The sequence below is a fragment of the Sphingomonas sp. PP-CE-1A-559 genome (assembly GCF_004340965.1).
Taxonomy (GTDB): Bacteria; Pseudomonadota; Alphaproteobacteria; order Sphingomonadales; family Sphingomonadaceae; genus Sphingomonas.
In genome coordinates, this window is record NZ_SLYA01000003.1 from 460,475 (window position 1) to 485,427 (window position 24,953).

At 65.9% G+C, this 24,953-nt stretch carries 21 protein-coding genes and 1 tRNA gene; 12 read left to right on the forward strand and 10 right to left on the reverse strand.

Going from position 1 to position 24,953, the window contains the following annotated elements:
* Positions 1 to 37: 37 nt before the first annotated feature.
* Both C8J42_RS12440 and C8J42_RS12445 read right to left on the reverse strand, forming a co-directional pair.
* Positions 38 to 4,654, reverse strand: a complete 4,617-nt coding sequence (locus C8J42_RS12440) for an NAD-glutamate dehydrogenase domain-containing protein (protein WP_133020266.1) — start codon at positions 4,652 to 4,654, stop codon at positions 38 to 40.
* A 76-nt stretch (positions 4,655 to 4,730) separates the two neighbouring features.
* Positions 4,731 to 5,882, reverse strand: coding sequence for a hypothetical protein (locus C8J42_RS12445; protein ID WP_120300693.1), 1,152 nt, complete (start codon positions 5,880 to 5,882; stop codon positions 4,731 to 4,733).
* 134 nt (positions 5,883 to 6,016) lie between these two features.
* Between C8J42_RS12445 and C8J42_RS12450 the strand changes: the two genes are divergently transcribed.
* Positions 6,017 to 6,092 (forward strand) — tRNA-Thr (locus tag C8J42_RS12450).
* A gap of 303 nt (positions 6,093 to 6,395) precedes the next feature.
* Here the strand turns inward: C8J42_RS12450 and C8J42_RS12455 are convergent.
* Entirely contained in the window at positions 6,396 to 7,403 is a 1,008-nt protein-coding gene (locus C8J42_RS12455; RefSeq protein WP_133020267.1) for a LacI family DNA-binding transcriptional regulator, read from the reverse strand.
* A 125-nt stretch (positions 7,404 to 7,528) separates the two neighbouring features.
* Here C8J42_RS12455 and C8J42_RS12460 point away from each other — a divergent pair, with 125 nt between their 5' ends.
* From C8J42_RS12460 to C8J42_RS12500, 9 genes are read left to right on the forward strand one after another with little or no spacing between them, the layout of a single operon-like run.
* On the forward strand, positions 7,529 to 8,779 hold the full coding sequence (locus tag C8J42_RS12460; RefSeq protein ID WP_133020268.1) for an MFS transporter: 1,251 nt from the start codon (positions 7,529 to 7,531) through the stop codon (positions 8,777 to 8,779).
* A complete protein-coding gene (locus tag C8J42_RS12465; RefSeq protein ID WP_133020269.1) occupies positions 8,776 to 9,840 on the forward strand; it encodes a sugar phosphate isomerase/epimerase in 1,065 nt (354 codons plus the stop codon). The genes C8J42_RS12460 and C8J42_RS12465 overlap by 4 nt, the downstream gene beginning before the upstream one ends.
* 17 nt (positions 9,841 to 9,857) lie before the next feature.
* Positions 9,858 to 10,982, forward strand: coding sequence for a Gfo/Idh/MocA family oxidoreductase (locus C8J42_RS12470; protein ID WP_133020478.1), 1,125 nt, complete (start codon positions 9,858 to 9,860; stop codon positions 10,980 to 10,982).
* Positions 10,979 to 11,365, forward strand: coding sequence for a c-type cytochrome (locus tag C8J42_RS12475; protein ID WP_133020270.1), 387 nt, complete (start codon positions 10,979 to 10,981; stop codon positions 11,363 to 11,365). The genes C8J42_RS12470 and C8J42_RS12475 overlap by 4 nt, the downstream gene beginning before the upstream one ends.
* Positions 11,366 to 11,378: 13 nt before the next feature.
* The gene (locus tag C8J42_RS12480; protein WP_133020271.1) at positions 11,379 to 12,290 is read left to right on the forward strand and encodes a TIM barrel protein; all 912 of its coding nucleotides are present in this window, start codon (positions 11,379 to 11,381) and stop codon (positions 12,288 to 12,290) included.
* 11 nt (positions 12,291 to 12,301) lie between these two features.
* Positions 12,302 to 13,120, forward strand: a complete 819-nt coding sequence (locus tag C8J42_RS12485; RefSeq protein WP_243644355.1) for a DUF1080 domain-containing protein — start codon at positions 12,302 to 12,304, stop codon at positions 13,118 to 13,120.
* Entirely contained in the window at positions 13,117 to 13,698 is a 582-nt protein-coding gene (locus C8J42_RS12490; RefSeq protein WP_133020272.1) for a gluconate 2-dehydrogenase subunit 3 family protein, read from the forward strand. Before C8J42_RS12485 ends, C8J42_RS12490 begins: the two co-directional genes overlap by 4 nt.
* Complete coding sequence (locus C8J42_RS12495) at positions 13,695 to 14,528, forward strand: sugar phosphate isomerase/epimerase (RefSeq protein ID WP_133020273.1); 834 nt, start codon at positions 13,695 to 13,697, stop codon at positions 14,526 to 14,528. Before C8J42_RS12490 ends, C8J42_RS12495 begins: the two co-directional genes overlap by 4 nt.
* A 53-nt stretch (positions 14,529 to 14,581) precedes the next feature.
* Positions 14,582 to 16,258 carry a GMC family oxidoreductase gene (locus C8J42_RS12500; protein WP_133020274.1) on the forward strand — a complete coding sequence of 559 codons (1,677 nt, stop codon included), beginning with the start codon at positions 14,582 to 14,584 and terminating at the stop codon, positions 16,256 to 16,258.
* A gap of 128 nt (positions 16,259 to 16,386) precedes the next feature.
* Here C8J42_RS12500 and C8J42_RS12505 read toward each other — a convergent pair whose 3' ends face one another.
* Positions 16,387 to 18,213 carry a DUF885 domain-containing protein gene (locus C8J42_RS12505; RefSeq protein WP_133020275.1) on the reverse strand — a complete coding sequence of 609 codons (1,827 nt, stop codon included), beginning with the start codon at positions 18,211 to 18,213 and terminating at the stop codon, positions 16,387 to 16,389.
* Between the two features lie 137 nt (positions 18,214 to 18,350).
* Positions 18,351 to 19,085 carry a glucose 1-dehydrogenase gene (locus C8J42_RS12510; RefSeq protein ID WP_133020276.1) on the reverse strand — a complete coding sequence of 245 codons (735 nt, stop codon included), beginning with the start codon at positions 19,083 to 19,085 and terminating at the stop codon, positions 18,351 to 18,353.
* Positions 19,086 to 19,170: 85 nt separating this feature from the next.
* Here C8J42_RS12510 and C8J42_RS12515 point away from each other — a divergent pair, with 85 nt between their 5' ends.
* Positions 19,171 to 19,527, forward strand: a complete 357-nt coding sequence (locus C8J42_RS12515) for a helix-turn-helix domain-containing protein (RefSeq protein WP_133020277.1) — start codon at positions 19,171 to 19,173, stop codon at positions 19,525 to 19,527.
* A 37-nt stretch (positions 19,528 to 19,564) separates the two neighbouring features.
* On the opposite strand, the gene C8J42_RS12520 is transcribed toward C8J42_RS12515, so the two are convergent.
* Both C8J42_RS12520 and C8J42_RS12525 read right to left on the reverse strand, forming a co-directional pair.
* On the reverse strand, positions 19,565 to 20,521 hold the full coding sequence (locus tag C8J42_RS12520) for a bifunctional methionine sulfoxide reductase B/A protein (protein WP_133020278.1): 957 nt from the start codon (positions 20,519 to 20,521) through the stop codon (positions 19,565 to 19,567).
* 77 nt (positions 20,522 to 20,598) lie between these two features.
* On the reverse strand, positions 20,599 to 20,937 hold the full coding sequence (locus tag C8J42_RS12525; protein WP_133020279.1) for a hypothetical protein: 339 nt from the start codon (positions 20,935 to 20,937) through the stop codon (positions 20,599 to 20,601).
* 228 nt (positions 20,938 to 21,165) lie between these two features.
* On the opposite strand from C8J42_RS12525, the gene C8J42_RS12530 reads away from it, so the two are divergent.
* Positions 21,166 to 21,759: a DUF2846 domain-containing protein gene (locus C8J42_RS12530; protein ID WP_133020280.1), complete on the forward strand. Its 594-nt coding sequence runs from the start codon at positions 21,166 to 21,168 to the stop codon at positions 21,757 to 21,759.
* An 87-nt stretch (positions 21,760 to 21,846) separates the two neighbouring features.
* On the opposite strand, the gene C8J42_RS12535 is transcribed toward C8J42_RS12530, so the two are convergent.
* The 3 genes from C8J42_RS12535 to C8J42_RS12545 form a co-directional block, all read right to left on the reverse strand.
* Positions 21,847 to 22,338, reverse strand: coding sequence for a PilZ domain-containing protein (locus tag C8J42_RS12535; protein ID WP_133020281.1), 492 nt, complete (start codon positions 22,336 to 22,338; stop codon positions 21,847 to 21,849).
* Between the two features lie 236 nt (positions 22,339 to 22,574).
* Positions 22,575 to 23,159 carry a response regulator gene (locus C8J42_RS12540; RefSeq protein WP_133020282.1) on the reverse strand — a complete coding sequence of 195 codons (585 nt, stop codon included), beginning with the start codon at positions 23,157 to 23,159 and terminating at the stop codon, positions 22,575 to 22,577.
* Positions 23,156 to 24,763, reverse strand: a complete 1,608-nt coding sequence (locus C8J42_RS12545; RefSeq protein ID WP_133020283.1) for a HAMP domain-containing sensor histidine kinase — start codon at positions 24,761 to 24,763, stop codon at positions 23,156 to 23,158. The genes C8J42_RS12540 and C8J42_RS12545 overlap by 4 nt, the downstream gene beginning before the upstream one ends.
* Positions 24,764 to 24,953 lie beyond the last annotated feature (190 nt).

The window sequence follows — 24,953 nt, forward strand, 5'->3', positions numbered from 1 at the left end:
GGCCCCTCCCTCTCCCCGCAGGGGAGAGGGACAGCAGTCACCGCCCCAGCAATACCCGCGCCTGCCCGGCGATCTGCGCGAGCATCGCCGCGTTCGGTACCGCCGCATGGCGCGCGCGGTCGATCACCGCCTTGAACTGCGCCACCCGCGCCGCATTCGTCAGCAGCCACTTCTCGACCGCACCCTGCGGATCCTGCGCCCCGCACCGCGCGAGGAATTCCAGCCGCAACTGCTGGAAATCGCGTGCCAGCCCGGCGACCAGCAACCGCTCCCAGGGATCGGTCGGACTGATCCGCGCCGCATTCGCCTGCGCCCAGTCGAGCCCCAGCGCCTGCCCGAGATGCGTGAAGGCCCGCGTCACCACCGCCTCGTCGAGCGACATCCGCTCGCCGAGATCGGCCAGCCCGACCGCACCGTCCATCTCGAACAGGCGAACGACCTTGCGCACCAGATCGCCCGGCGCACCGACCGCTTCGAGCTGCCCCGCGATACGGCTGCTCTGCGCGCTCGCCTCTTCGAGCAGCAACGCCGCGGTCTGGCTGTCGAGCTGGGTGATGCCCTTCGCCAGCCGTGCGAGCACGTCGCCCGGTGCCGTCCCCGGTGCCGACACGCGCAACAGGTCTGCGATCTGCGAGCGGGTCGCGACCGCCACCTCGTCGAACAGCGCGATCCGCGCCGCCTCCGGCATTACGGCTGTTTCGATCTCCGCCCACAACGCAGGCAGGTCGAACAGGCGTTCGGCAACGACGAACATCGCCGCGATATCGCCCATCGCCGCGCCTTCCTCTTCCGCCAGTTCGAACGGGTAGAGGATGCCCAGTCGGTTGACGATCCGGTTGGCGAGCTTGGTCGCGACGATCTCGGGCCGCAGCCGGTGTTCGTCGATCGTCGTCCCGAACCGTTCGCGCATCGCCGCCGGGAACGCGGCATGCAGGTCGGGCTTGAGCGCGTCATCCTTGGCAATGTCGCTATGCTCGATCGCATCCTGCAACCCGAGCTTGGCGGTTGCTAGCAGCACCGCCAGCTCAGGCCGCGTGAGGCCGAGACCATCCTGTCCACGACGCAGCAGGATATCGTTCGAAGCGAGCCCCTCGACCGCCCGATCGAGCCTGCCGCCGCCCTCGAAGATCTCAATCACGCGGACATAGCTCGGCACGGCCACCGCGCCGTCCGCCTCGGCGATCGACAGCGCCAGCGTCTGGAGGCGGTTGTCCTCCAGCACCAGATGCGCGACGTCGTCGGTCATGCTGGCGAGCAGCGTGTTGCGGTCCTCATAGTCGAGCCGCCCCTCGATCATCTCGCGGTTGAGCGCGATCTTGATGTTCACCTCGTTATCCGAGCAGTCGACGCCCGCCGAATTGTCGATGAAGTCGGTGTTGATCCGCCCCCCGCGTGCGGAAAACACGATCCGCGCCGCCTGCGTGACGCCCAGGTTGGCGCCCTCGCCGATCGCGATCACGCGCAGATCCTCGGCATTGACGCGCAACCGGTCGTTGGCCGGATCGCCGACCGCGACGTTCGCTTCCGATGCCGCCTTCACATAGGTGCCGATGCCGCCGAACCAGAGCAGGTCGGCGGGCGCCTTGAGGATCGCCGAGATCAGCGCGCCCGGCTCCATCTCGCTCGCGGTCATGCCGAGCGCGGCCTGCACTTGCGACGACAGTTTCACGATCTTGTCGGTGCGCGCGAACACGCCGCCGCCCTTCGAGATCAGGCTGGCGTCGTAATCCGCCCAGCTCGACCGCGGCAGTGCGAACATCCGGTTGCGCTCTTCCCAGCTGGTCGCCGGATCGGGGTCGGGATCGAGGAAGATGTGGCGGTGATCGAACGCCGCGATGACCTTCAGCGTCTTCGACAACAGCATGCCGTTGCCGAACACGTCGCCCGACATGTCGCCGCAGCCGACGACGGTGATGCTCTCGCTCTGCACGTCGAGACCGCGTTCGGCGAAATGCCGCTGGACGCTCAGCCACGCGCCCTTGGCGGTAATCCCCATCGCCTTGTGATCGTAGCCGACAGAGCCACCGGAGGCGAACGCGTCGCCCAGCCAGTAGCCGCGTTCGAGTGCGAGCGCGTTCGCCACGTCGCTGAACGTCGCGGTGCCCTTGTCGGCGGCGACCACGAAATACGGGTCCTCGCCGTCGAGGATCGTCACGCCGTCCGGGTGCACGACCTTGCCCTCGACGATGTTGTCGGTGATCGAAAGCAGTGTGCGGATGAAGATCCGGTAGCTTTCGGTGCCCTCGGCCAGCCACGCGTCGCGGTTCGACGGGGCAGGGAGCTGCTTCGGATAAAAGCCACCCTTCGCGCCGGTCGGCACGATTACCGCGTTCTTGACGCGCTGCGCCTTCATCAGCCCGAGGATCTCGGTGCGGAAATCGTCTCGACGGTCCGACCAGCGCAGGCCGCCGCGCGCGACCGGGCCGGCGCGGAGGTGGATACCCTCGACGCGCGGCGAATAGACCCACACTTCGCGCCACGGCACGGGAGCCGGGAGGCCGGGGATCAGATGGCTGTCGAGCTTGAACGCAAGCGCTTCCGACGTTGCAGGCGTAAACGCGTTGGTGCGCAGCGTCGCCGCGATCAGGTTGCGATAGGCGCGCAGGATGCGGTCGTCGTCGATCGCGGTGACCGCGTCGAGCCCGGCCTCGATCGCCTGGTCCGCTTCGATCGCGTTGCCGGGATGATCCGGATGGTGGACCGCGGTAAAGCGCGCGATCAGGGCGGCGGCAACCTTCGGCGCACGCCGCAGCGCATCGACCACGGTGGTCAATCCGTAGGGAAGCCCCGCTTGGCGCAGATACCGGAACCACGCGCGGAACAGCACGATCGCCTCGGGACGCATGCCGAGTTCGACGATCAGCCGGTTGAACGCGTCGTTCTCGGCCGCGCCTTCGAGCACTGCCGCGATTGCGCCTTCGAGTACGGGGGCGTCGCTCTGTTGCGCGGCGTCGTTAGCCTCCAGCACGAAGTCATGCACGAACGGCACGCTGTCGTCGCGCAACCGCGTCGGCAGCTCACCGATCACGCGGAAGCCGAAATTCTCCAGCACCGGGACCGCGTCGGACAGGGGGAGGGCACCACCCAGCTTGTAGATCTTCAGCTGTGGGTCGGCGCCGGCTTCACCCGGAACCAGACGCACGCCACGCGCATCCGCGTCGGCAAGCGCGGCGATGCGCTGGATATCCTCGGCGGCTTCGGCGGGCGTGCTGAGGTTGCGGTAATTCTGCGGGAATGCGGCGGCCCACTTAAGCGCCAGACGTGCGGCACGTGGCGGCGGCAACGTCTCGATCAGAGCCGCCTCGACGTCCGACACCCAGCCGCGCACCATCCGCTGCAACCGGAGCGCGAGCGGCATGACATCGGGCATCCGGCCATCGCCGCGCAGATCGAGCGTGTAGCGGATCATCGCGACCTCGCCGTCTTCCAGCGCGATCGACCAGTTCAGCACGCTCGCATTCGCCGCTTCGGCCAGCATATCGCCGATCGCGAGTCGTCGGCCGGTGGTGACATCGTCGCGCGGCAACCACACGAACCCGAACAGATGCCGCCCGAGCGCGGACTCCACCAGCACGAGCGCCGGCCGTGGCCGATCCGCGATGCTCATCGCGGTCAGCGCGAGGTCCTCCAGCGCATCGGGTACGAACGCGATCACGAGGTCGTGCGGAAGTGCGGTGAAGGCGTGCGTTAGCGCCTTGCCGGCATGACCACGCGGATCGAACCCGAACTTTGCCTTCATCGCCGCAAGCCGCGTGCGCAACACCGGCACGTCGCGCGGCATCGCGGCGAGCGCGGCGCTGGTCCACAAACCGCTATAGATCGAGAGCCCGGCGACCGTCGCGCCCTCCATCACTGGCACCACGACCAGGTCGAGCGGGACGGCGCGGTGGACGGTCGAGATCAAGTTCGACTTCAGCAACAACGGCGCGTCGTTGCCCGCCTCGAACCACTTGATCGCGAGTGCGCGCGAGGCCTCGGCAAGGATCGGCACGCGGTGTTCGTTGCGCGCAATACCGAGAGCAGCGTGGCCGCTCCCGTCACGATGCCAGATCTGATGCCCGAGCAGCGTCAGATGCCCGTTCAGGAACCACTGCAACAGCGCCGCACCTTCACCCTCGGGTAGCATCGCAATATCGTCGTCGAGCGCGGCTTGCATCGCGCGCCAGTCGCCCACAGCGGCACGGACGTCGGCCAGCACTGCGGTCAGATCCTCAATCAACCCCCGACGGTCACGCGCATCGGCTCGTTCCATCTCGAGATAGATCATCGATTCGGGGCGACCTGCACCCTGGCCATCGGCGTCGATAGCATGCAGCGTGCCGTCGGGCGCGCGAGTCGTGCGGACGACGGGGTGGATGATCCGGTCGACCGCAATGTCCTGCGCGCCGATCGCCGCCGCAATCGAGTCGACCAGGAACGGCATGTCGTCGTTGACGATCGCGAGCCGCATTCGCCGCCGCGTGTCGTCGCCACTGATCGGCTCAATCGCGATCGCCGGCGCACCGTCGTCGCGGTGCGCGGCGGTCGCGGCGACGAACGCCGCGGCCTGCGCGACCTCGCTTGCCCCGAAGTCCCTCAGTTCGCCCGGAAGGGCCCGTTCGGTCAACCGGCCCGCAAGGGTCTCGGTGAGCGTGTTCAACGATTGGTTCGCCATAGGTCAGGGCCTATGCGCCCGCTATTCGCCTATCTCAACCCTTGTGGCAGGTGCGAAGGGTTATGCTGCGGCGCACCTAGAATTCAGACCGCTCGGCCACTGCAATTGCGGCCAGATCACCGTCGAACCCGCCGAGAAAGCTCGCGAAACCACCTGTCGGCACCTGATGCCGCTGGGCGTGTCGCAGCACCGTCGCGAATGTCTCCAACCGCGCTGCCTCGAAATTTGCGCCAAACACAAGCGCGACGATCTGCGTCATCGCGTCCGTCCCACCCGGCATGCAGGCAGCAGAGAGTATCGCGCTGAAATCATCGTCGTCCTGCACGGCCGACACCGCAAGATCATGCGCCCGACTTAGCGTCCGGTGCAGCGCCGCACGACTACGCGCTTCGGCCGCACGGACCTGCGCCGCGCTCTCCCGCGCCATCGCCAGTTGCTCGCCAAGCCGCCCGACAAGCACATAGTCGGCGGGCAAGGGGTCATCCAACACCAGCTCCTGCATGGCCGCAGGCGTCGGCTCGGCAGGCATGATATCGAAGCCACCGCTCGGCCCATCCGCCCAGACCTGCGCGGTCGCGCCCGAGCCGTGCGGAGACGCATGCACGGCGGCATCCAGCTCGGCAGACAGCGTCGCCTGAAGATCCGCGTCCGCGAGCTCCTTCCAGTTGATCACGCCGTAGATGAAGTCGATCGTCACCCCACCCGACGCGAACGGCATCAGGATCCCGCGGTACAGCGTCGTCCGCCCCCGGCTGCTGACGAACTCCGCCTCGAAGCCGATTGGAGCGCGATTGGCGATGATCTGCAGGTAATGATCGGTCAACCGCGACAGCAGCGACCGGCTCGGGACGTCCGCGATCGTCGCGATCGGCCCCTCGAGCCCGCACTCCTCGCGCAGTGCCCGTCCGAGATACGCGATCTTCGGATCGCCCATGCCCTGACTGAAATCGAGCAGCACGCTGTGCGGCCCGAAATCGGTGATCGTCTCGGGCTCGAGATCGGCGATCGACGGGTAGGGCCGATCCTTCAGCAGCGACACCCAATGGTTGTAGGCGCGCACGTGCATCCGCCGTTCATCGCCGCCAAGATCGAACATCACGTCGTTGACGCCCGCATCGGTCGAATCGGACGCGCCGGTATGTGCAGGCGTCGTTAACGCATCCCGCGCTAGCGTCACGCTATCCGCGTCCGCCGCGCGTCCATCCTCTACGCTGCGCGCCGTCGTCATGCCCAAAGATCCCCGTATCGTTACCGCACTTGTGCACTGCTCTTGGTAAACACAGAGTAAACTCGCAAACCGCTTGTCAGCCCGCAAAACCGCTGGTAGTTGCCGCCCCCTCGACCGGATACATCCGTCGTCGGGCCGCTTTAGCTCAGCTGGTAGAGCATCGCATTCGTAATGCGGGGGTCACAGGTTCGAGTCCTGTAAGCGGCACCACCATATAGAAATCGTTGGTATCTTCGAAACTGGTTCGAACTGCCATTTACCGATAGCGGACAATGACAGCCGGACTGTAGCGGCTAGGTTCAGCTTCGCGGTATCAAAGCATGCCGCCTGCTGCTTTTCGGAATTTCGGAGTGCCTCGTGGGTTAGGGTCGCTTAGGACAGGTCTCTTACCGCGGGTGGACGATCTCGTCGATCATCGCGCCCAATGGTCGTCGCCAACTCGATTCTCCGCAAGAGACAAGTGTAGAGCCAGACCCTTCGTCGGAATGTGCCGACTGCTGAGTTCGATGCTGGTTAAAGACCTAAAGCAGGGGGCGCGGTGCTGTTGCGTATCACGAGTTCGTGGCGGAGCGTGACTTGCGGCGAAGGGCTTTCGACGCCGCGGAGGATGTCGACCAGAAGTTCGACGGTCCGGCGACCGATCATGCCCTTTGGCTGGGCGATCGTCGTAAGCGGCGGTTGGAAATAGCGCGCGAGCGGGAGATCGTCGAAGCCTATCACCGAGATGTCCCTCGGACACGACAGCCCTGCGTTGCGGATGGCGCTGAGCGCACCCATCGCCATCTCGTCGCTGAAGCAGAAGATCGCCGTGACGTCGTGCGCGAGCAGGTCGCGGGTCTGGTCGACAGCCGAGCCGGCGGAATAATCGCCGACCCGGATGTGGAGGCCATCGCGCAGGCCGGCGCGGGTCGCGGCGTCGATCGCGCCGGCAAGGCGGTCGCGGCTGATCGGGCTGATCTCCGGGCCGGTGATCACGCCGATCCTGCGGTGGCCGAGGTCGATCAGGTGTTGGATCGCGTCGGCGCTGGCGGCGGCGTTGTCGATGTGGACGCTGGGGACGCCGAGGTCGGGGCTGTATTCGCAACCGTTGACGATCGGTGCGGCGGTGCCTTTGCGCGCCAGCAGCGGCGCGAGGCTGGCGGGCAGGCGGTGGCCGAGGAAGATTAGGCCGTCGACTTCGCGGCGCGAGAGCATGTCCGCATATTGATCCTCGACCTCCGGATCGTGTCGCGTGTCGCCGACCACGACCGAATAGCCGGCGTCACGTGCGGCTTCTTCGGCGCCACGGATGACGCTCGCGAAGAACGCGTTGGAGATGTCGGGGACGGTCAGCAGAATCTTGGCGGCGCGCAACGTCCGCAAGCTGCGTGCGGCGACGTTGGGCGTGTAGCCGGACTCGCGAACGACCTGCAGGACACGTCGCCGCGTTTCTTCGGACACCTGTTCGGGGCGGCTGAGAACGCGCGAAACCGTGGCGGTCGAGACGCCTGCGAGAGCGGCCACTTCGATGATCGTCGGCATAAGGCCGTCATGTATCCGGTCGTCGGCACTGTCGATCTATATCCGATGTAATCCTTTACATTCGATTGGAGGCTCCGTAGTTTCATGTCCGACAAGCAGTAAAACTGCGATCGGAGAGGTGGCGAATGGCCGTTGCGGACACTGCACAATATTCAGCAGGCATAGCCCAGTCGGGTGGTCTGCTGACAGGCCGCCTGAGCGCAATGATGTTCATGCAGTTCTTTGTTTGGGGCGCCTGGACCGTAACCCTAGGCCTCGTCATGCAGACGGTCGGGATCGGTAACCTCATCGGCAACGCCTTCTCGGTCGGGCCGATCGCGTCGATTGTCGGGTCGTTCCTGCTCGGCATGGCGGCAGCGCGCTATGTCAGCCCGCGGATGTTGATGGTGATCCTGCACCTGGTCGGCGGCGTGCTGTTGTTCGTACTGCCGTCGCTGGTGACACCGGAGAATGGCGGCACCTTCGTCTGGCTGCTGCTTTGCTATATGATCCTCTACATGCCGACAGTCGGTCTCGCGAACACGATCGCGCTGAAGAGTTTTGGCGAGCGGACCGACAAATTTCCCTTCGTCCGCGCGTTCGGTACGCTCGGTTGGATCACCGCCGGGCTGATCATCGGCTGGGCAGGGTTGTCGGCGAGCGCCGAGATCTTCCGCGTCGCCGCGGTCGTCTCCATCGCGCTGGGACTCTACAGCTTCACGCTGCCCAACGTCACGGCCGATGCGCCGCGCGACGAGAGCGTGCTCCGGCAAGTGTTCTGCGTCGAGGCGTTCGGTTTGCTGAAACAGCGCTCGTTCCTGATCTTCATGACCTGCGCGACGCTGATCTCCGTCCCGTTGGCGATGTATTACGCCTATGCCTCGCCATATGTCGGCGCGACCGGGATCAGCAACGTCGGCGGCACGCTCGCGATCGGACAGATGTCCGAACTCGTCTTCATGTTCTCGATGCCGTGGCTGTACCGCCGGTTCGGCGTGAAGCCGCTGCTGCTGGTCGGCATGGCTGCATGGGCGTTGCGCTACGCCTTGTTCGCGATCGGCGATGGCGGATCGTCACTGTGGGCGGTGTATCTCGGCGTCGGCTTGCACGGCGTGTGCTATGATTTCTTCTTCGTCGCCGGCGCGATCTACACCGGTACGATCGCCACGCCGAAGGGGGTGAACGCGCAGGCGCAGGGGATGCTGACGCTGTTCACCTACGGCGTCGGGATGCTGCTCGGGTCGCAGATCGGTGCACTTCTGTATGCGCAGCTGCCCGCCTCGCCGACCATCGCCGACTGGCAGCATATGTGGTGGTATCCCGCCATCGCCGCGGCGGTGATCGCGCTGCTGTTCCAGTTCACGTTCCGCGACGACACCAGAAAGAGTGCAGCATGACCGGTATGAAGGGCCCCGGGATATTCCTCGCCCAGTTCCTTGGCGACGAAGAGCCGTTCGACACGCTCGACGGTCTGGCGGAATGGGCGGCGGGGCTCGGCTATGTCGGCATCCAGATCCCCTGCAACGCGCAACTGATCGACCTGAAGCTCGCGGCGGAGAGCAAGACGTATTGCGAGGATCTTCGCGGTGGTTTGGCAAAGCACGGCATCGAAGTCACCGAACTGTCGACGCATCTGCAAGGCCAGCTCGTCGCGGTGCATCCGGCGTACGACACGCTGTTCGACGGCTTCGCGCCCCCCGAAGTCCACGGCAAGCCTGCCGAGCGACAGCTTTGGGCGGTCGAACAGGTCAAGCTTGCCGCCCGCGCCAGCGCAAATCTTGGCCTGTCCGCGCACGCCACCTTCTCGGGCGCGCTGGCATGGCCGTACGTCTACCCCTGGCCGCAACGTCCCGGCGGGCTGATCGAGGAAGCTTTTGCCGAACTCGCCCGTCGCTGGGTCCCGATCCTCGACGTGTTCGAGGATGTCGGCGTCGATTGCGCGTTCGAGGTGCATCCGGGCGAGGACGTCCATGACGGCGCGACCTGGGAGCGGTTCCTGGCGGCAGTCGACAACCACCCGCGCGCGCGCCTGCTGTTCGATCCGTCGCACTTCGTGCTGCAACAGCTCGACTATCTCGACTTCATCGATCGGTATCACGACCGGATTTCGTGCTTCCACGTCAAGGATGCGGAGTTCAACCCGAACGGGCGCACCGGTGTGTATGGCGGCTACGAGAACTGGGTCGACCGCGCCGGCCGGTTTCGCTCGCTCGGCGATGGGCAGGTCGATTTCTCGTCTATCTTCAGCAAGATGGCGCAGTATGGCTATGACGGCTGGGCGGTTCTCGAATGGGAGTGCGCGCTGAAACGGTCCGATGACGGCGCCCGCGAAGGCGCGCCGTTCATCCGCGACCACATCATCCGCAAGACCGAGCGCTCTTTCGACGATTTCGCCGCCAGCGGGATCGATCGCTCTGCGATCCGCAAGCTGCTTGGGCTATCGGAGGAGCGGCCGTGAGCCGGCTTCGTCTCGGCATGGCCGGCGGCGGGGAGGGCGCGTTCATCGGCGCGGTGCACCGGATGGCGGCCGCGCTAGACGGCGACTGGGAGCTGGTCGCGGGTGCGTTCAGCACCGATGGCGGGCGCAACTCGCGCACCGGCGCGCTGCTCGGTCTCGATCCGCAGCGGGTCTACCCGACGCTAGATGCGCTGATCGCGCACGAAAGTACGCTGCCCGCGGACCAGCGCATCGAAGCGCTCGCGATCGTTACGCCGAACCATCTCCACGCGCCGATGGCGATTGCCGCGCTCGATGCCGGCTTTCACGTGTTCTGCGAAAAGCCGATGGCGATGAGCGTCGTCGAGGCCGAGGCGATCGCCGCCGCCGCCATGGCGAGCGGCCGGCAATTCGCGCTGGCGTTCACTTACAGCGGCTATCCCATGGTCGAAGAGGCACGCGCCCGCGTGGCGCGCGGCGATCTCGGCGCGATCCGTCTGGTCCAGGTCGAATATCTGCAAGGCTGGCTCAGCCAACCGATCGACACCGACGGCAACAAGCAGGCCGAGTGGCGCACTGATCCTGCACGCGCCGGACTTGGCGGCTGTCTGGGCGACATCGGAACGCATGCGTTCCAGCTTGCCGAGCATGTCTCAGGCCTGTCGGTCGAGTCGGTCTCGGCGGACCTCACCACGCATGTCGAAGGCCGGCGGCTCGACGACGACGTCAGCGCATTGCTCCGTTTCGAGGGCGGCGCGCGCGGCGTGCTCAAGGCGAGCCAGGTCGCGGCGGGCGAGGAGAACGGGCTGCGGCTGCGTATCCACGGCGAGCGCGGCGGGCTCGACTGGTCGCAGATGGAGCCGAACACGCTGACGCTGCGCTGGCTCGACCGTCCGGCGGAGATCGTGCGGACCGGTGGCCCCGGCATGCTCGACGCGACCGCCACGCTGGTGCGGACTCCGGCGGGGCATCCCGAGGGCTATATCGAGGCGTTCGCCAACCTCTACCGCGCATTCGCCTCAGCGATCCGCGGCGATGGCAACGACCGTTGGTTTCCAAGCGTGACCGATGGACTGCGGACGATGCGCTTCATCGAAGCGGTGATCGCCAATGCCGCGTCGGACCAGAAATGGACTTCAGTAAATCCGGGAGAGAATGAATGAAGTTGCTCATGGCCTTGGTCGCGGGAAGCATCGCGGCGGTTGCGGCGGTCACGATATCCGTGCCGACCACCGCGCAATCGACTACGGCCTCGCCCCCGGCGTTCGCCGCCTGCCGCGCCTGTCACACCGTCGTGAAGGGTGGCCGCAACGGCATCGGCCCGAACCTGTACGGCGTGGTCGGCCGTGCCGCAGCCGCGACACCCGGCTTCTACTACTCGGCTGCGATGAAGGCGTCGAAGCTGCGGTGGGACGAGCAGACGCTCAACGAATACCTCGCCGCCCCCCAGAAGAAGGTGCCGGGCACGCGGATGCCGATCGCGACGCCCGATGCGGCCAAGCGCGCGGCGATCATCGCGTACCTCAAGGCGGAGGGCGCGAAGTGATCGCGCCGTGCGCATGACGCTCTCGCGCCGCACCCTGCTCGCCGCCGGTGCAGCGGCATCGCTGGTCCCCGCCGGGATCGCCGCCCAGCGTCGCGGCAGCAACGCAGCGCGGTTCTCGCTCGGTTACGCGCCGCACGAGGGCAGCTTCGCCAGTCGCGGCGGTCGGATCGAGCAGATCGCCTACGCCGCCGACCAGGGCTTCACCGCTTGGGAGGACAACGAGGCGGCAACGCGCTCGTTTGCCGAACAGGAGCAGATGGCCAAGGCGCTGGCGCAGCGCGGCATGACGATGGGCGTGTTCGTCGCCAGCATGCCCAAATGGTCGAAGTCGCGGCCGCTCCTCGGCGCTAACGACGGCGCCGAGCGCGAGGCGTTCCTCGCCGACATCCGCGCCTCGCTCGACGTCGCCAAGCGGCTGAACGCGACGCGGATGACGGTCGTGACGGGCTTCATGGACCCGAAGGTGCCGGTCGATATCCAGACCGCGCGCGTGATCGACGTCATGCGCCGCGCCGGCGATATCGTCGCGCCGTCGGGCACGGCGATGGTGATGGAGCCGCTCAACACGCGGACCAATCATCCCGGCGTCTATATGCAGACGATTTCGCAGGGCTATGCAGTCGCGCGCGGGGCCAACAGTCCGGCGGTGAAGATCCTCGCCGACCTGTATCACGAGCAGATTCAGTCGGGGAATCTGATCCCGACGCTCGACACCTGCTGGAACGAGATCGGCTATATCCAGTTCGGTGACAATCCGGGCCGCAACGAGCCGTCGACCGGCGAGATCAACTTCGCCTCGATCGTGAAGTGGCTGAAGGCGAAACGCTACACCGGCGTGATCGGCATGGAACACGGCAATTCGATCGCAGGCCGCGCAGGCGAGGATCGCCTGATCGCCGCCTACCGCGAGATCGACGCAGCATGAAGGGGATGGGGATGAAGACGGTGTTGATGGCGAGCGTCATCGTGGCGCTGGCGGGTCCGGTCGCGGCGCAGGACAAGCCCGGCTTCAAGGACACACCGTTGCTACCCGGCGGACAATGGCGGGTCCATGACGCCGACCGCCCCGCGCCGATCGTGGTCGCGCCGGCCGCCACCCCCGGCGGTCCGCCTGCCGACGCGGTCGTGCTGTTCGACGGGCGTTCCCTCGACGCATGGAAGCCCGATCGCATCGCTTGGCCGATCGCAAACGGTGCGCTGACGATCCCCTCGCGCGCGAAAAGCGGCGGCGAGAACAACCTCGTCTCGAAGCAGAGCTTCGGCGACGTGCAGATGCATCTCGAATTCCGCTCGCCAAACCCGCCGACCAAGACCTCGCAGGATCGCGGCAACAGCGGGATCTGGTTCATGCAGCGCTACGAACTGCAGATCCTCGATGGATCGCAGAACCCGACCTATGCCGATGGCACGGTCGGCGCGGTCTATGGCTGGAAGCCGCCACTGGTGAACGCCGCGCGTCGCCCCGGCGAATGGCAGACCTACGATATCGTGTTCGAGCGCCCCCGCTTCGCTGTAGACGGCAGCCTGCTCCGCCCGGCCTACGTCACCGCGTTGTTGAACGGCGTGCTGGTGCAGAACCATCAGGCGATGCTCGGCACCACGATCTGGCGCAAGGTCGCCAGTTACACCGCGCACGCCGATGCCGCACCGATCCAGCTCCAAGATCACGACTCGCCGGTGTCGTTCCGCAACATCTGGGTCCGTCCGCTGACGGAAGCGGCGATCGCGCAGGACCTGAAGAAGGACGGTAAATGATCGACCGCAGAACAGCACTCGCCGGTGTCGTCGCCATGTTCGGCACGGCTTTGTATGCGCCGATCGCACGCGCAGCCGGGGTCGCGGCAGCACCGGGCGCGGCGGCGGGCATCCCCGTCATCAGCGAAGGCCCGCCGAGTGTCGCGGTCTTCACCCCCGCCCAGCGCGCGCTGATGACCGCGCTCAGCGAACGCGTCCTGCCGACCACCGATACGCCGGGCGCGATTGCGGCCGGCGTCCCCGCGTTTATCGAAAAGTTGCTCGCCGACTGGGCCGCACCCACTGATCGCGTGCCGATCCTCGCCGGCCTCGACGCGATCGAGGCGCGAAGCTTGGCGGACTACAAGGTCCCCGGCGCAAAGGCGACCGCGGCACAGCACGACGCGCTTCTCACATTGGCCATGAACGACCAGATCCCGTCCGGCGGCCTCTTCTTCGAGGCGTTCCGGCAGCTCGTCGTCACCGGCTATTACACGTCGGAAATCGGCATGACGCAGGAGCGCGAATATCTGCCGGTGCCAGGCGAGTATAACGGCCAGTTTCCCTATTCTCAGGTCAACAAGGTGTATTCCGCATGATCCTCAGCCGTAGAAACCTGCTCGCCGGCTCCGGCGCGGTCGCTGCCCTTGCGTTCGTCCCGACTGCCTCCGCGGCACAGTTGAAGGCGATCGGCCTGCAACTCTACACGATCCGCGACATCTTCTCGAAGGACCCGTTCGGCACGCTCAGTCAGGTCGCCAAGATCGGCTACCGCGAGGTCGAGTTCGGGGGTGGCGGCTATGAAGGCATGGACCACGCGCAGTTGCGCAAGACGATGGACAAGCTCGGCCTGACCGCGCCCTCGGTGCATATCGGTTACGACGCGCTGCTTCAGCGGTTTGACCAGTCGGTGACGATGGCCAAGACGCTCGGCGCCACCACGGTAGTGCTGCCGTACATGACCGACGAGCATCGCAACGAGGCGGGATGGACCGCGGCACTGCCGAACTTCATCCGGTTCGCCACCGATCTGAAAAAGGCCGGGCTGGGCTTCGCGTATCACAACCACGATTTCGAATTCACCACCAAGCCCGGTGGCGTCAGCCTGTACGAGCGGCTGCTGAAGGAGACCGACCCCGCGCTCGTGAAGCTCGAACTCGATCTATACTGGGCGCTGCATGCGGGCGAGAACCTGACGACGCTGATCGAGCGCCTGTCGCAGCGGATCTACGCCTATCACGTCAAGGACATGCGCCCCGATCGCAGCATGGCGGCGGTCGGCGCGGGGACGGTCGATTTCGCCGCGCTGTTCAAGCTGAAGGGCAGCGCTGGCGTCCGGCATTTCTACGTCGAGAACGACCAAGCCCCCGCGCCGTACCTGCCCGACATTACCACAAGTTTCCGGACGTTGCGCGCGCTGCGGTTCTGATCGGCCGATTCTGAACGGGCGCGTTTCTTATAGGATATTAGGAGAGGAAGATCATGGCCGAGACCAACAGGTTCGACGCGATCGTAATCGGTTCGGGCGTCAGCGGCGGTTTCGCTGCGAAGGAATTGACCGAGAAGGGCCTGCGCGTCCTGATGCTCGATCGCGGCAAGATGGTCGAGCACGGCGAAGGCTACACCTATGACGGCAAGCCCGCATACGAGGTGCCCGCGCGCAACATCATGCCCAAGCCATTGGTGGATAGCGACTATTTCATCGCCAAGCACGGCTATGTCCAGCCCAGCAACCGCGAGTTCCACAATGACGACCGGCTGAACCCGTATGCCTATGACGAGGGCAGCAAGTTCTACTGGATCCGCCCGGGCGCGGTCGGCGGCAAGTCGCTGATCTGGGGCCGCTGGTGCTTTCGTTGGAGCCCTGAGGATTTCGAGGCGAACAAGCGGGACGGCATCGATGGCGACTGGCCGATCCGCTATGCCGACGTCGCGCCGTGGTACAGCTATGTCGAGAAATACATCGGCGTGTCCGGCTCGCGCGAGAACCTCGCCTATTTGCCCGACAGCGAATTCCAACCGCCGATGCCGATGAACGTCGCCGAGAAGTGGCTGAAGCAAGGTCTCGAATCCAAGTTCCCCGGCCGCAAACTGATCAACACGCGACTGTCGAACATGACCGAGGACAAGCCCGACCAGAACCGCACCAAATGCCAGTTCCGCAACCAGTGCGGCAATGGCTGCTCGTTCGGTGCCTATTTCTCGACCCAGGCCGTCACCTTGCCGGCCGCGCGCGCGACCGGCCGGCTGACGCTCAAGTCGGACTCGGTCGTCACGAACCTGGTGTACGATGCGGCGCGTAAAAAGGTCACCGGCGTCCGCTACATTGACGCCAAGACCGGCAAGGCGGAAACGGTCAACGCCGATCTCGTCTTCCTATGCGCCTCGGCGATCGCGTCGACGCAGATCCTCCTGAACTCACGCGCGCCGGGCAGCGACCGCAGCTATTTCGACGAGAGCGGAACGCTGGGCCGCTATGTGATGGACCACATCTTTCGCGTCGGGATCGAAGGCGACATCCCCGGCATGGAGGAGTTCATCGAATTCGGTCGCCGTCCAGGCGGCGTCTACGTGCCGCGTTTCCGCAATATCGGCGGCGACGAGGGCGTCGGCTTCAAGCGCGGCTATGGCTATCAGGGCAGCGCGTATCGCAACCCCGCCGCGCCGGTCGGGTTCGGTGCATCGATGAAGCAGGGCATGCGCAAATACGCGCCGTGGCGGTTCAGCATGGGCGCGTTCGGCGAATGCCTTCCCTATGCCGACAACAAGGTTTCGCTGCACGCCAGCAAGGTCGACCGGTTCGGCGTGCCGCTGGTCCGCTTCGACGTCCGCTTCCGCGACAACGAACTGAAGATGATGACCGATGCGCGGGCGCAGGGCGAGGCGATGCTGAAAGGTGCAGGGCTCACCAACGTCAAGAGTTCGGAGAGCGAGCACGTCCCCGGCGACGCGATCCACGAAATGGGCGGCGCGCGCATGGGGCGAGACCCGCGCACCTCGGTGCTCAACGAATGGAGCCAGGCGCACGCGGCATCGAACCTCTACGTCACCGACGGCGCGCAAATGGCGTCGATCTCGTGCGTGAACCCGTCGCTGACCTTCATGGCCCTGACCGCGCGCGCCGCCGATCATGCGGTCAAATCGCTTCGGAAGGCCTAGGCGCTAGGTGGGCAAGCTGCTCACGCGTCGTCCCCACCGCGGTTCATGACTGGCGCTTGGCGAGGCAGGGATAACCCCTGTCCACCAAGCGCCAACCGAACCATTCTAGCAGGGTAGCGCCCGTACGATTATTTCGCTGCCCCGCCGCCGGCAGCGATCCAGGCGTCGATCTTGCGTTCGAGCACCGGCATCGGCAGCGATCCGGTATCGAGCACCTGAGCATGGAAATCGCGCGGATCGAACTTCGCTCCGAGCGCGGCCTGCGCCTTCGCCTTGGTCCGCGCGATCGTCAGCTGGCCGATCTTGTACGCCAGCGCCTGGCCGGGAATCGCGATGTAGCGCTCCACCTCGGCAGTCGCATCGGTTCGCGCCATCGGCGAGTTGGCCAGCATGTAATCGATCGCCTGATCGCGCGTCCAACCCTTGGCATGGATGCCGCTGTCGACCACCAGCCGCATCGCGCGCAGCATTTCGTCGTTCAGCCCACCCATCCGCTGATACGGATCGGTCTCCATGCCCAACTCCTTCCACAGGCTTTCGGCATAGAGCGCCCAGCCCTCGACATACGCGGTGTTGCCACCGAACCGCATGAAGGCTGGGAGCGCTGTGTTCTCCTGCGCGAGACTGATCTGGAAATGATGCCCCGGCACGCCCTCGTGCAGGAACAGCGTCTCCATCTCCCACATGTAGCGCGAGGGCAGGTCGTAGGTATTGTAATAGAATACCCCGGGCCGCAGGCCGTCAGGCGTGCCGCCCTGATACGAGCCACCGGCCTCGGTCTTTTCCTTGAAGGCCGGGACCGGGCGGATCTCGAGCGCGGTCTTCGGCGTCAGCGAGAATTGCTCGGGAATGCGCTGGTCGATGCGCTTCTCGATCGCACGATAGCCGTCGCGCAACTGGTCGACCGAACTCGGCTGGAACTGCTTGTCGGTGCGCAGGAAGGTGAAGAACGCGGGCAGGTCGCCCTTGAATCCGACCGCCTGCTTCTGCGTTTCCATCCCCTTCAGGATCCGCGCGACCTCGGACAGCCCGAGCTGGTGGACCTGCTCGGCGGTCATCGGCAGCGTGGTGTTCTTGCGGATCAGATACGCATAATAGGCATCGCCCCCGGGCAGCGCGGACAGGCCTACCGTGTCGCGCGCAACCGGCAGGTACGTCTTGGCGAGAAAGTCCCGCATCCGCTGGTGCGCAGGCGTGATGACATCGCGGATCTGCGCTGCATAGGCCGCCTTCAGTCGCGTCTGGTCGGCTGCCGAGATCGACGCGGGGAAGGTCTTCACCGGGCCGTAGAAGGTCGAGCCCTCGACGCCCTCCGCGATGAGGTTGTCGAACTCCTGGATCATGTTGGTCACGACCAGCTTCGGCTGGACGATCCTGTCCTTCATGCCCTGGCGGAACAGTCCGATCGCGCGGTCGAGCACCGCGGCATATTGCGCGTTGCGCTTCAGGTTGTTCTCATAGTCGACGAGCGTCTTGAACGGTGCCGCGCCCTTGCCCGATGCGAGGTCGGGATAGAAGGTCTGGAACCCGTTGAAATGGTCGATCGGCAGGTCGCGCTCGACCCTGACGATTGCGGGGGCGTAGCCGGCCAGGTCGGTCTCGTTGCGCGTCTTGAACACGTCGTACGCGATCTGATCGGTCGCGGTCAGCTTCGTCCGGTCGATCGTCTTGAGTGCGGCCAGATCATGCTCGATCGCCGCGCGTTCGGCGGCCAGATACGCATCGGTCAGATAATCGCCGAGCCGGTCCGCATAGCGCAAATCGCCGCGGAAGATCCCCTCGATCGGATTGCGTTTCAGGCTCGCCTCGTCGCTGTCGTAGAACACCCGCTTGAGCCGCGCATCGTCCGCACTCTCGCCCGGCTGCGCGACGGGAGGCGGCAACGCCTGCGCGCTTGCCGCGGCGCTGCCGACGGTCGTGGACAGGAAAGCGGCAAGCAGCAGTTTGACGGACAACGCGTGTTCCTTTGGATGCGATGACACGGGGGTAGGATGCGGCAGGATTTCCCGCAAGCGCCGCCCGTACCCGCTCGAACTGCAACGAGCGGTCGCGCTCGGCCCTTTCCAAGCTCCGTCGAAACTAGGCGAGGCATTCAGATCTGTGCGACGCCGCCGTCGACGAACATCTCGCTGCCGGTCATGAAGCTGCTGTCCGCGGACGCCAGGAAGGCGGCGGCAGCGGCGATCTCGGCGGGGTCGCCAATCCGGCCGATCGGGGTACCGGCGCCCATTTCCGCCATCGCATCCTCGCCGACGACCTCGAGCGCGAGTTCGGTCCTGGTCGGTCCCGGCGACAGCACGTTGACGCGAATGCCGGTGCCGCGCAGATCGAGCGCCCAACTGCGCGCGAAATTGCGGATCGCCGCCTTGGTCGCGCTGTAGACGCTGAACCGCGGCGTTCCCATGACGCTCGTGCTGGACCCGGTGAGGATGATCGAGCCGCCCGACCGCATCAGCGGTAATGCCTTCTGCACCGTGAACAGCAGACCTTTCACGTTGACGTCGAACGTCCGGTCGTAATGCTCCGGCGTGATTTCGCCGAGCGGTACTAACTCGCCGGTACCGGCATTGGCGAACAGGATGTCGAGCGAACCGCGCTCCGTCCGGACCGTCTCGAACAGGCGATCCAGGTCGGCCATGTCGGATACCGAGCCGCTGATCGCGCGGGCATTCTCGCCGAGTTCGACGAGTGCCGCGTCGAGCGCGTCCTGTCGCCGCCCGAAGATGTAGACGAACGCGCCCTCTTCGATGAAGCGCTTGGCCGATGCGAGGCCGATCCCGCTGCCGCCGCCGGTCACGATCGCCGTCTTGCCGTTCAGTCTGTCCATCTGTCGTCTCCGTGGTTGCGAAGATCCTTAGCTGGCGGAGCGCATACCTATCGACAAGTATGCACCTTTTGGTAAGTACCGGGTTATGACAATTGCGCCCCCGACTGACGGCTTCACCTGCGGCCTGGACGTCACGCTCCGCATCATCGCGGGAAAATGGAAACCGCTGATCCTGTATTTCCTGTTGCAGCGGCCCAACCGCTATGGGGAGCTTAAGCGTGCGGTGCGCGGCGTCAGCGACAAGATGCTGATCCAGCAATTGAAGGAACTGGAGGCGGACGCCGTGCTGACGCGGACGGATCACCATGAGGTCCCGCCGCGGGTCGATTATACGCTGACGCCGATGGGCCGCAGCCTCGCTGAGGCGCTGGCGCCGCTGTGCACCTGGGGGACCGAGAACATGGCGGAGGTCACGCGCGTGTTCGCCGAGCGCGACAACTAGCAGCGTCAGGCGGGCTGAACCCATACTCGCGCCGCGCCTAGGCCGCTTCGGCGCGGCGCGGCAATTTCCAGTTCGGGCGGACGAAATGGCAGGTGTAGCCGTTCGGCTTGCGCTCTAGGTAATCCTGATGCTCGGGCTCGGCCTCCCAGAAATCGCCGACCGGGGAGAGTTCGGTCACGACCTTGCCCGGCCATAGCCCCGATGCCTCGACGTCGGCGATCGTATCCTGCGCGACCGCCTTCTGATCGTCGTCGGTGTAGAAGATCGCGGAGCGGTAGCTCACACCGCGATCGTTGCCCTGCCGGTTGACCGTCGTCGGATCGTGTATCTGGAAGAAGAATTCGAGCAGCGTGCGGAAGTCGGTGCGCGCCGGATCGAAGACGATCTCGATCGCTTCGGCATGGTTGCCGTGGCGGCGGTACGTCGCATTGGCGATGTCCCCGCCCGAATAGCCGACCCGGGTCGAGACCACGCCCGGCAACGCGCGGATCAGGTCCTGCATCCCCCAGAAGCATCCGCCCGCGAGTACCGCACGTTCGGTCCTGGCCGGAACTTGCTCGACCTGATCGAGATACGCGGCATAGCCTTGCGCCACCATCTCCCCGCGCGGGACGAAGCGCAACGCCGCCGAATTTATGCAGTAGCGCAGGCCCCCGCGGCTTCGCGGACCGTCCTTGAAGAGGTGACCCAGGTGACTGTCGCCATGCGCCGAGCGAACTTCGGTACGCGGGATCAGCATCGACCAGTCGCGTTTGGCCTTGACGTTCGCCGGTTCGATCGGCCGCGTGAAGCTCGGCCAACCGCAACCGGACTCGTATTTGTCGGCGCTGGCGAACAGCGGCTCGCCCGAGACGATGTCGACGTAGATCCCCGCGTCCTTGGTGTGCAGCAACGCGCCGGAACCGGGACGCTCGGTCGCATTCTCCTGCGTCACCCGGTATTGTTCGGGCGTCAGCGCGGCGACGGCATCTTCGGTCTTGCAGTAACTGGTCATGGCGGCACTCCGTTGACCGGAATGTGGTGTGCCGTCATCTCGCTGTCGAGGTGCGGGCGCGCACCGCCGCCCTGCGATCAGCGCTGTTTCTTGGTCAGCGTCGCAGTGAAATCGGGGTCCTTGTTCGCGACCCAGTCGACGAACTTGCGCACCGCCGGGTCGGCCAGCAGTCCCTCGACGTCCATGCCGTGGCGTTGCTGCTCGGAATTGGTGAAGTTCGCGGTCAGCGTCTGCTGGCAGATCGGATGCATCGGCACGACGTCGCGGCCGCCCCGGCTCTTGGGGACGGGATGGTGCCAGACGATGGTCTTGCCGGTCGGGCGACCGCAAAGCCAGCACGCGACGACCGCGACGGGCGCGTCCTCCTCGGCCTGTGGATCTTCATAGGGACCGTGTTTCGAATGTTTGCGCGCCATGCGTCTGTCTCACGTCCCGATGATTGCGGTGCCTTCCTTAGCGGGGCGGGGGCCGTTGCGACAGCCGGCTGGTGCCGGCCGCGCACGGCAGGGCAAAGCCGATCGGGAGCGTTCGATCGTTCAGCGCGGCGGCCTTGATCGGGCAATGTAGCGCGCTAATACACGAACAGTAATCGGCAAAGACCGGCGAACAATCGTGAACCGCGGTAGAATATCCGAGGAGTAGGTATGAGGCCGAATAATATTAAATGGTTTGTTCTCACGGGGGTAGCGGCATTCTTCGGCGTGATATTCGGCATGACGGGGGCGCAATCCTTGTCCGGCGGCGCGGCGGTCGTGATTTTCGGAGGGTTGTTCGTCGCCGCCATCGCGTTCGTGATCTGGTCGCTGTCCGGCAACAGGGTCGGCAAGACTGCGCCGCCTGCCCTTGTTGCGGACGCGCGGACGCTTCGGCCGGCTGCGGGTAGCGCGCGGATCTATGTCGTGCGGCGCGGCTTCATGGGTGGCATGGCCGGTATGAAAATCGACATCCGCGGCGTCGCGTCGGGGCAGATCCGGATGAACCAGTTCGTCATGGCCGAGGTCCCGCCCGGCACGTACACCGTCGAGACCGCGATGGCGCGCAACGGCATCAAGCCGTCGAATTCTGAAACCACGCTGTCCGTGCAGGGCGGCGACGTCGTGGTGATCCTGGCGATGCTGAAGGTCCAGTCGCTGCACTCGACGACCACGCAGGAGCGGATCGTCGGCACGGAAGCGCAAACCGCCGTCGCCACGACCAAGATGATCGAATGGACCAACCGATCGGCTTCGGTCGCATAGCCGCGTGAAGGCGCCGTCCCGTGAAGCTGCCGGCTTGCACCGCTCGGCAGCACGGCGCGCCGGAAACCGTCGTTCCCCGCAGGCGCGTCAGCTCACCGCGCCGGCGAGCACGTCGACGGTCGTGCCGAGGGGAGCCACCAGCGCCTGGTAACAGGACATGGCCGCGAAGCAGGCGATACCTGCGCCGATGATCGCGAGGCAGACGAACTGGAATGCCGATGCGCGGCGTTTGGTACGGTCGGTCTGCTCGACGATCCGCCGGACGGACTGTTCGCGCTTCATCGCGCGGCGGTCGGCGTCGGCGGCGGGGGGGCGATGTTTCAGGACGGGTTCGCTCAACAATGCGGCAAGGCTGATCGGGTCCTGCGTCCTTACGCCGAAGCGGCTGCCGCCGTTCCACACCACGCGACCAATGATGACGAGGGTCCCGCGGCGGATATCGACATAGGTGCCGAGGATCGGCGGTTCGCTGCTCGATACGAGCAGGCCCTTGTCGGACACGTCATGAATGCATCCGTTCGACCATTTGCCGCCGACATTCATGCGACAGGGAACCGAGAGTTCCTTCAAAGCGCGCAATTCTCATCCGATCTGGTTGGATCATCGTCCAGAATGCGTATCCCGGTGTCGAAGCGCACCCAATCCGGGAAATATACCGAGACGCGTCATGCATTGCCGTCAGCGCCGAGGATGACGAGCGAGATCGGTCGGCGCGCATCGACCGAATAGCGGTCCCAGCATTCCAGCGGCCGCCGACCGCATCGCCCGAATCCACATCAAGCTTACCCATCCGGTGGTCCGATCGACCGCGCGGATTACCGTGCGAGTGCGATCAGCTGGGCGATGCCGTTGGTGCCGGTCTTCGCGACGATCGCGGCACGGTGATCCTCCACCGTCTTCGGACTGATATCGAGCGCGGCGGCAATCGCCTGGTTGTTGTGGCCCTTCACTAGCAGGTCGAACACCTGGCGCTGCCGCGGCGTCAGCCCCGCGGTCCGGGCGAGTGCCGAGCGTTGCGCCTTGGACCAGGCGACCCCCTCGGCTATGGCGGCGAGCAACCGGTCCTCGTCGATCGGCTTTTCGAGATAGTCGAGGCCGCCATAGCGACGCACCGAATCCACCGCGTTGGCGGTCGTCGGCCATGCGGTCATGAAGATGATGGCGACCGCGGGGTCGAGCAGGCGGACGCGGTCGGCAAAGTCGAACCCGTCGATCTTGCCCATCATCACGTCGGTGACGATGCAGTGCGCCGGCGCGCGCTCGTACACCTTCAGCAACGGGGCGGGATCCAGGAACGGTTCCGCGACATGACCGTGCCGGCGAAGCAGCCGTGCGACCGCCGCGCCGAGGTCCTGGTCGTCATCGACGACATACACCATGCCGCTCGCCGTATCGGTCATTCGGGCTCTCCAACGAGCGGAAGGGCAATGGTCGCGCGCGTGTTTCCGGCGGTATCGGTGACGCGCGACAGGGTGCCCCCATGCGCCTCGACGATCGCGCGGGCGACGAGCGTGCCGACGCCCATCCCGGGCTGCTCGGGGCGGGTCGAGCGCGATCCGTTCACGACCACTAGCTCGACGCCTCGGTGCGTGCGGGTCACGCCGAGCGTCACGGTGCCGTTGCCACAAGCCTGGACCGCGTTGCGCACCAGGTTGACGATCGCCTGCGCCAGCTCGACTTCCTGCGCGAGGATGACGAGGTCGGGCGCGACGGCGTCGATCGACAGCGTGACACCGTGCGATTTCGCCTCGGGCCGGGCCAGCGCCGCGACGGTGTCGATCAGCGTCGCGAGCGGCAGGGGCGTCGGCACGTCGACCGTCCGCCCACCGAACCGCCGGAGCCGGCGGACCAGCGTCGACAACGCGGCGGCCTTGCGATCGATCAGCGCAGCAGTGGTCGCGATCTCGATATCGGCCGAGACGGTCAGCTCGTGCAGATGCTTGGCCTCGATCGCCAGCGTCGAGAGCGGCTGGCTGATCTCGTGGATGACCGCCACCGACATCGCCCGCAACGTCTTCAGCCGTTCGGCCTGGAACAACAGGCGATCGCGGCGTTCGAGATCAACCCGCACCCTGGCCTGCGCGTCGGCGAAGCTGCCAGCCAGGTACCCGACGACCATGATCGAGGCGAGGCTCATGTGCAGCGCAAGGCGCCCGCCCATGTCCATCGGCATCGCGGTCTGCGGCAGGACCATCGCCGCGACGACGACGATCGCCAGCCAGCTCGCCAGTCGCCCGAACCGCAGCCCGATCCACGCGACCGCGAGCAGGACGGGGGTATGCGGCGTGCCCAGACCGATCCGCGCGAGCAGGATCTCGATCGCGAACGACGCGACCAGGATCACCACGGCCTCTGCGACCGACGCCATGCTCGGGCGTCCGGGCCGCAATGTGCCGCCCGTCGCAAGGTCCGCCACCCAGAGCAGGGGCGGCGCCAGCAGCAGGACGCCGAGCAGGTCGCCGACGACGAACCCGGTCAGCGACGTCACCGTCTCGCGCAGTCCGGACACACCGGTGAGATCGGGGCGTAGCAACGACCAGGGCAGCGCGGTCAACGCAGCGGCGGCGGGCGCGCCGACCGAGGCGAGGCCGAGCGGCATGGGCGCAACGCTCATGCTCGTCTGCGCACGATCCGCCATCGTCCGGACCAGCAGCACGATCAGGCCATAGACCAGCGGCGGACGAATCACGCCGATCAGCGCGGTCAGCCATCCCGCCGACCGCGGATCGATCACGCCGGTGCCAATCTGCACGAGGATCTCGGTCACGATGATCGCAAGGGTCAATCGCGGCCCGCGCCGCCACAGCAGCGCGATGCGGAAGCCGGCAGCGGGATACAGCAGCGAATAGAAACCGCGCCCGCCCCATTCGGCGGCGATATGATGCGCCGCCAGGAACGCGAGCGCATACCCGACCAGCCAGGGCAGGTCGGCGACCGTCGGCAGGGCGGCGATGGCGCGGGCGGGGGTACGGGGCTCTACGAAGGGCTTGGCGAGCGTCGTCATTACGGCCTCCCTGCCAGATCGAAACGCCGCAGCCTATCCGGGCGTATCCCGGAATGCGATCCTAGGCGGAAGGTGGCACGCCGCGATCGCTCGGCGGCAAATCCCAATAGGGCGGATCGCCGAACGAACCCCTGAGGCTCTGGGTCAGGGCGGCAATCTTCACCGATGCGCTGCGCTCCAGTGGATAGGC

What these genes read in the sequence shown, in the direction of transcription:
- C8J42_RS12440 (WP_133020266.1), bottom strand. Translation starts at nt 4,654, where the DNA reads ATGGCGAACCAATCGTTGAACACGCTCACCGAGACCCTTGCGGGCCGG.
- C8J42_RS12445 (WP_120300693.1), bottom strand. Translation starts at nt 5,882, where the DNA reads ATGACGACGGCGCGCAGCGTAGAGGATGGACGCGCGGCGGACGCGGAT.
- C8J42_RS12455 (WP_133020267.1), bottom strand. Translation starts at nt 7,403, where the DNA reads ATGCCGACGATCATCGAAGTGGCCGCTCTCGCAGGCGTCTCGACCGCC.
- C8J42_RS12460 (WP_133020268.1), top strand. Translation starts at nt 7,529, where the DNA reads ATGGCCGTTGCGGACACTGCACAATATTCAGCAGGCATAGCCCAGTCG.
- C8J42_RS12465 (WP_133020269.1), top strand. Translation starts at nt 8,776, where the DNA reads ATGACCGGTATGAAGGGCCCCGGGATATTCCTCGCCCAGTTCCTTGGC.
- C8J42_RS12470 (WP_133020478.1), top strand. Translation starts at nt 9,858, where the DNA reads ATGGCCGGCGGCGGGGAGGGCGCGTTCATCGGCGCGGTGCACCGGATG.
- C8J42_RS12475 (WP_133020270.1), top strand. Translation starts at nt 10,979, where the DNA reads ATGAAGTTGCTCATGGCCTTGGTCGCGGGAAGCATCGCGGCGGTTGCG.
- C8J42_RS12480 (WP_133020271.1), top strand. Translation starts at nt 11,379, where the DNA reads ATGACGCTCTCGCGCCGCACCCTGCTCGCCGCCGGTGCAGCGGCATCG.
- C8J42_RS12485 (WP_243644355.1), top strand. Translation starts at nt 12,302, where the DNA reads ATGAAGACGGTGTTGATGGCGAGCGTCATCGTGGCGCTGGCGGGTCCG.
- C8J42_RS12490 (WP_133020272.1), top strand. Translation starts at nt 13,117, where the DNA reads ATGATCGACCGCAGAACAGCACTCGCCGGTGTCGTCGCCATGTTCGGC.
- C8J42_RS12495 (WP_133020273.1), top strand. Translation starts at nt 13,695, where the DNA reads ATGATCCTCAGCCGTAGAAACCTGCTCGCCGGCTCCGGCGCGGTCGCT.
- C8J42_RS12500 (WP_133020274.1), top strand. Translation starts at nt 14,582, where the DNA reads ATGGCCGAGACCAACAGGTTCGACGCGATCGTAATCGGTTCGGGCGTC.
- C8J42_RS12510 (WP_133020276.1), bottom strand. Translation starts at nt 19,085, where the DNA reads ATGGACAGACTGAACGGCAAGACGGCGATCGTGACCGGCGGCGGCAGC.
- C8J42_RS12515 (WP_133020277.1), top strand. Translation starts at nt 19,171, where the DNA reads ATGACAATTGCGCCCCCGACTGACGGCTTCACCTGCGGCCTGGACGTC.
- C8J42_RS12520 (WP_133020278.1), bottom strand. Translation starts at nt 20,521, where the DNA reads ATGACCAGTTACTGCAAGACCGAAGATGCCGTCGCCGCGCTGACGCCC.
- C8J42_RS12525 (WP_133020279.1), bottom strand. Translation starts at nt 20,937, where the DNA reads ATGGCGCGCAAACATTCGAAACACGGTCCCTATGAAGATCCACAGGCC.
- C8J42_RS12530 (WP_133020280.1), top strand. Translation starts at nt 21,166, where the DNA reads ATGAGGCCGAATAATATTAAATGGTTTGTTCTCACGGGGGTAGCGGCA.
- C8J42_RS12540 (WP_133020282.1), bottom strand. Translation starts at nt 23,159, where the DNA reads ATGACCGATACGGCGAGCGGCATGGTGTATGTCGTCGATGACGACCAG.
- C8J42_RS12545 (WP_133020283.1), bottom strand. Translation starts at nt 24,763, where the DNA reads ATGACGACGCTCGCCAAGCCCTTCGTAGAGCCCCGTACCCCCGCCCGC.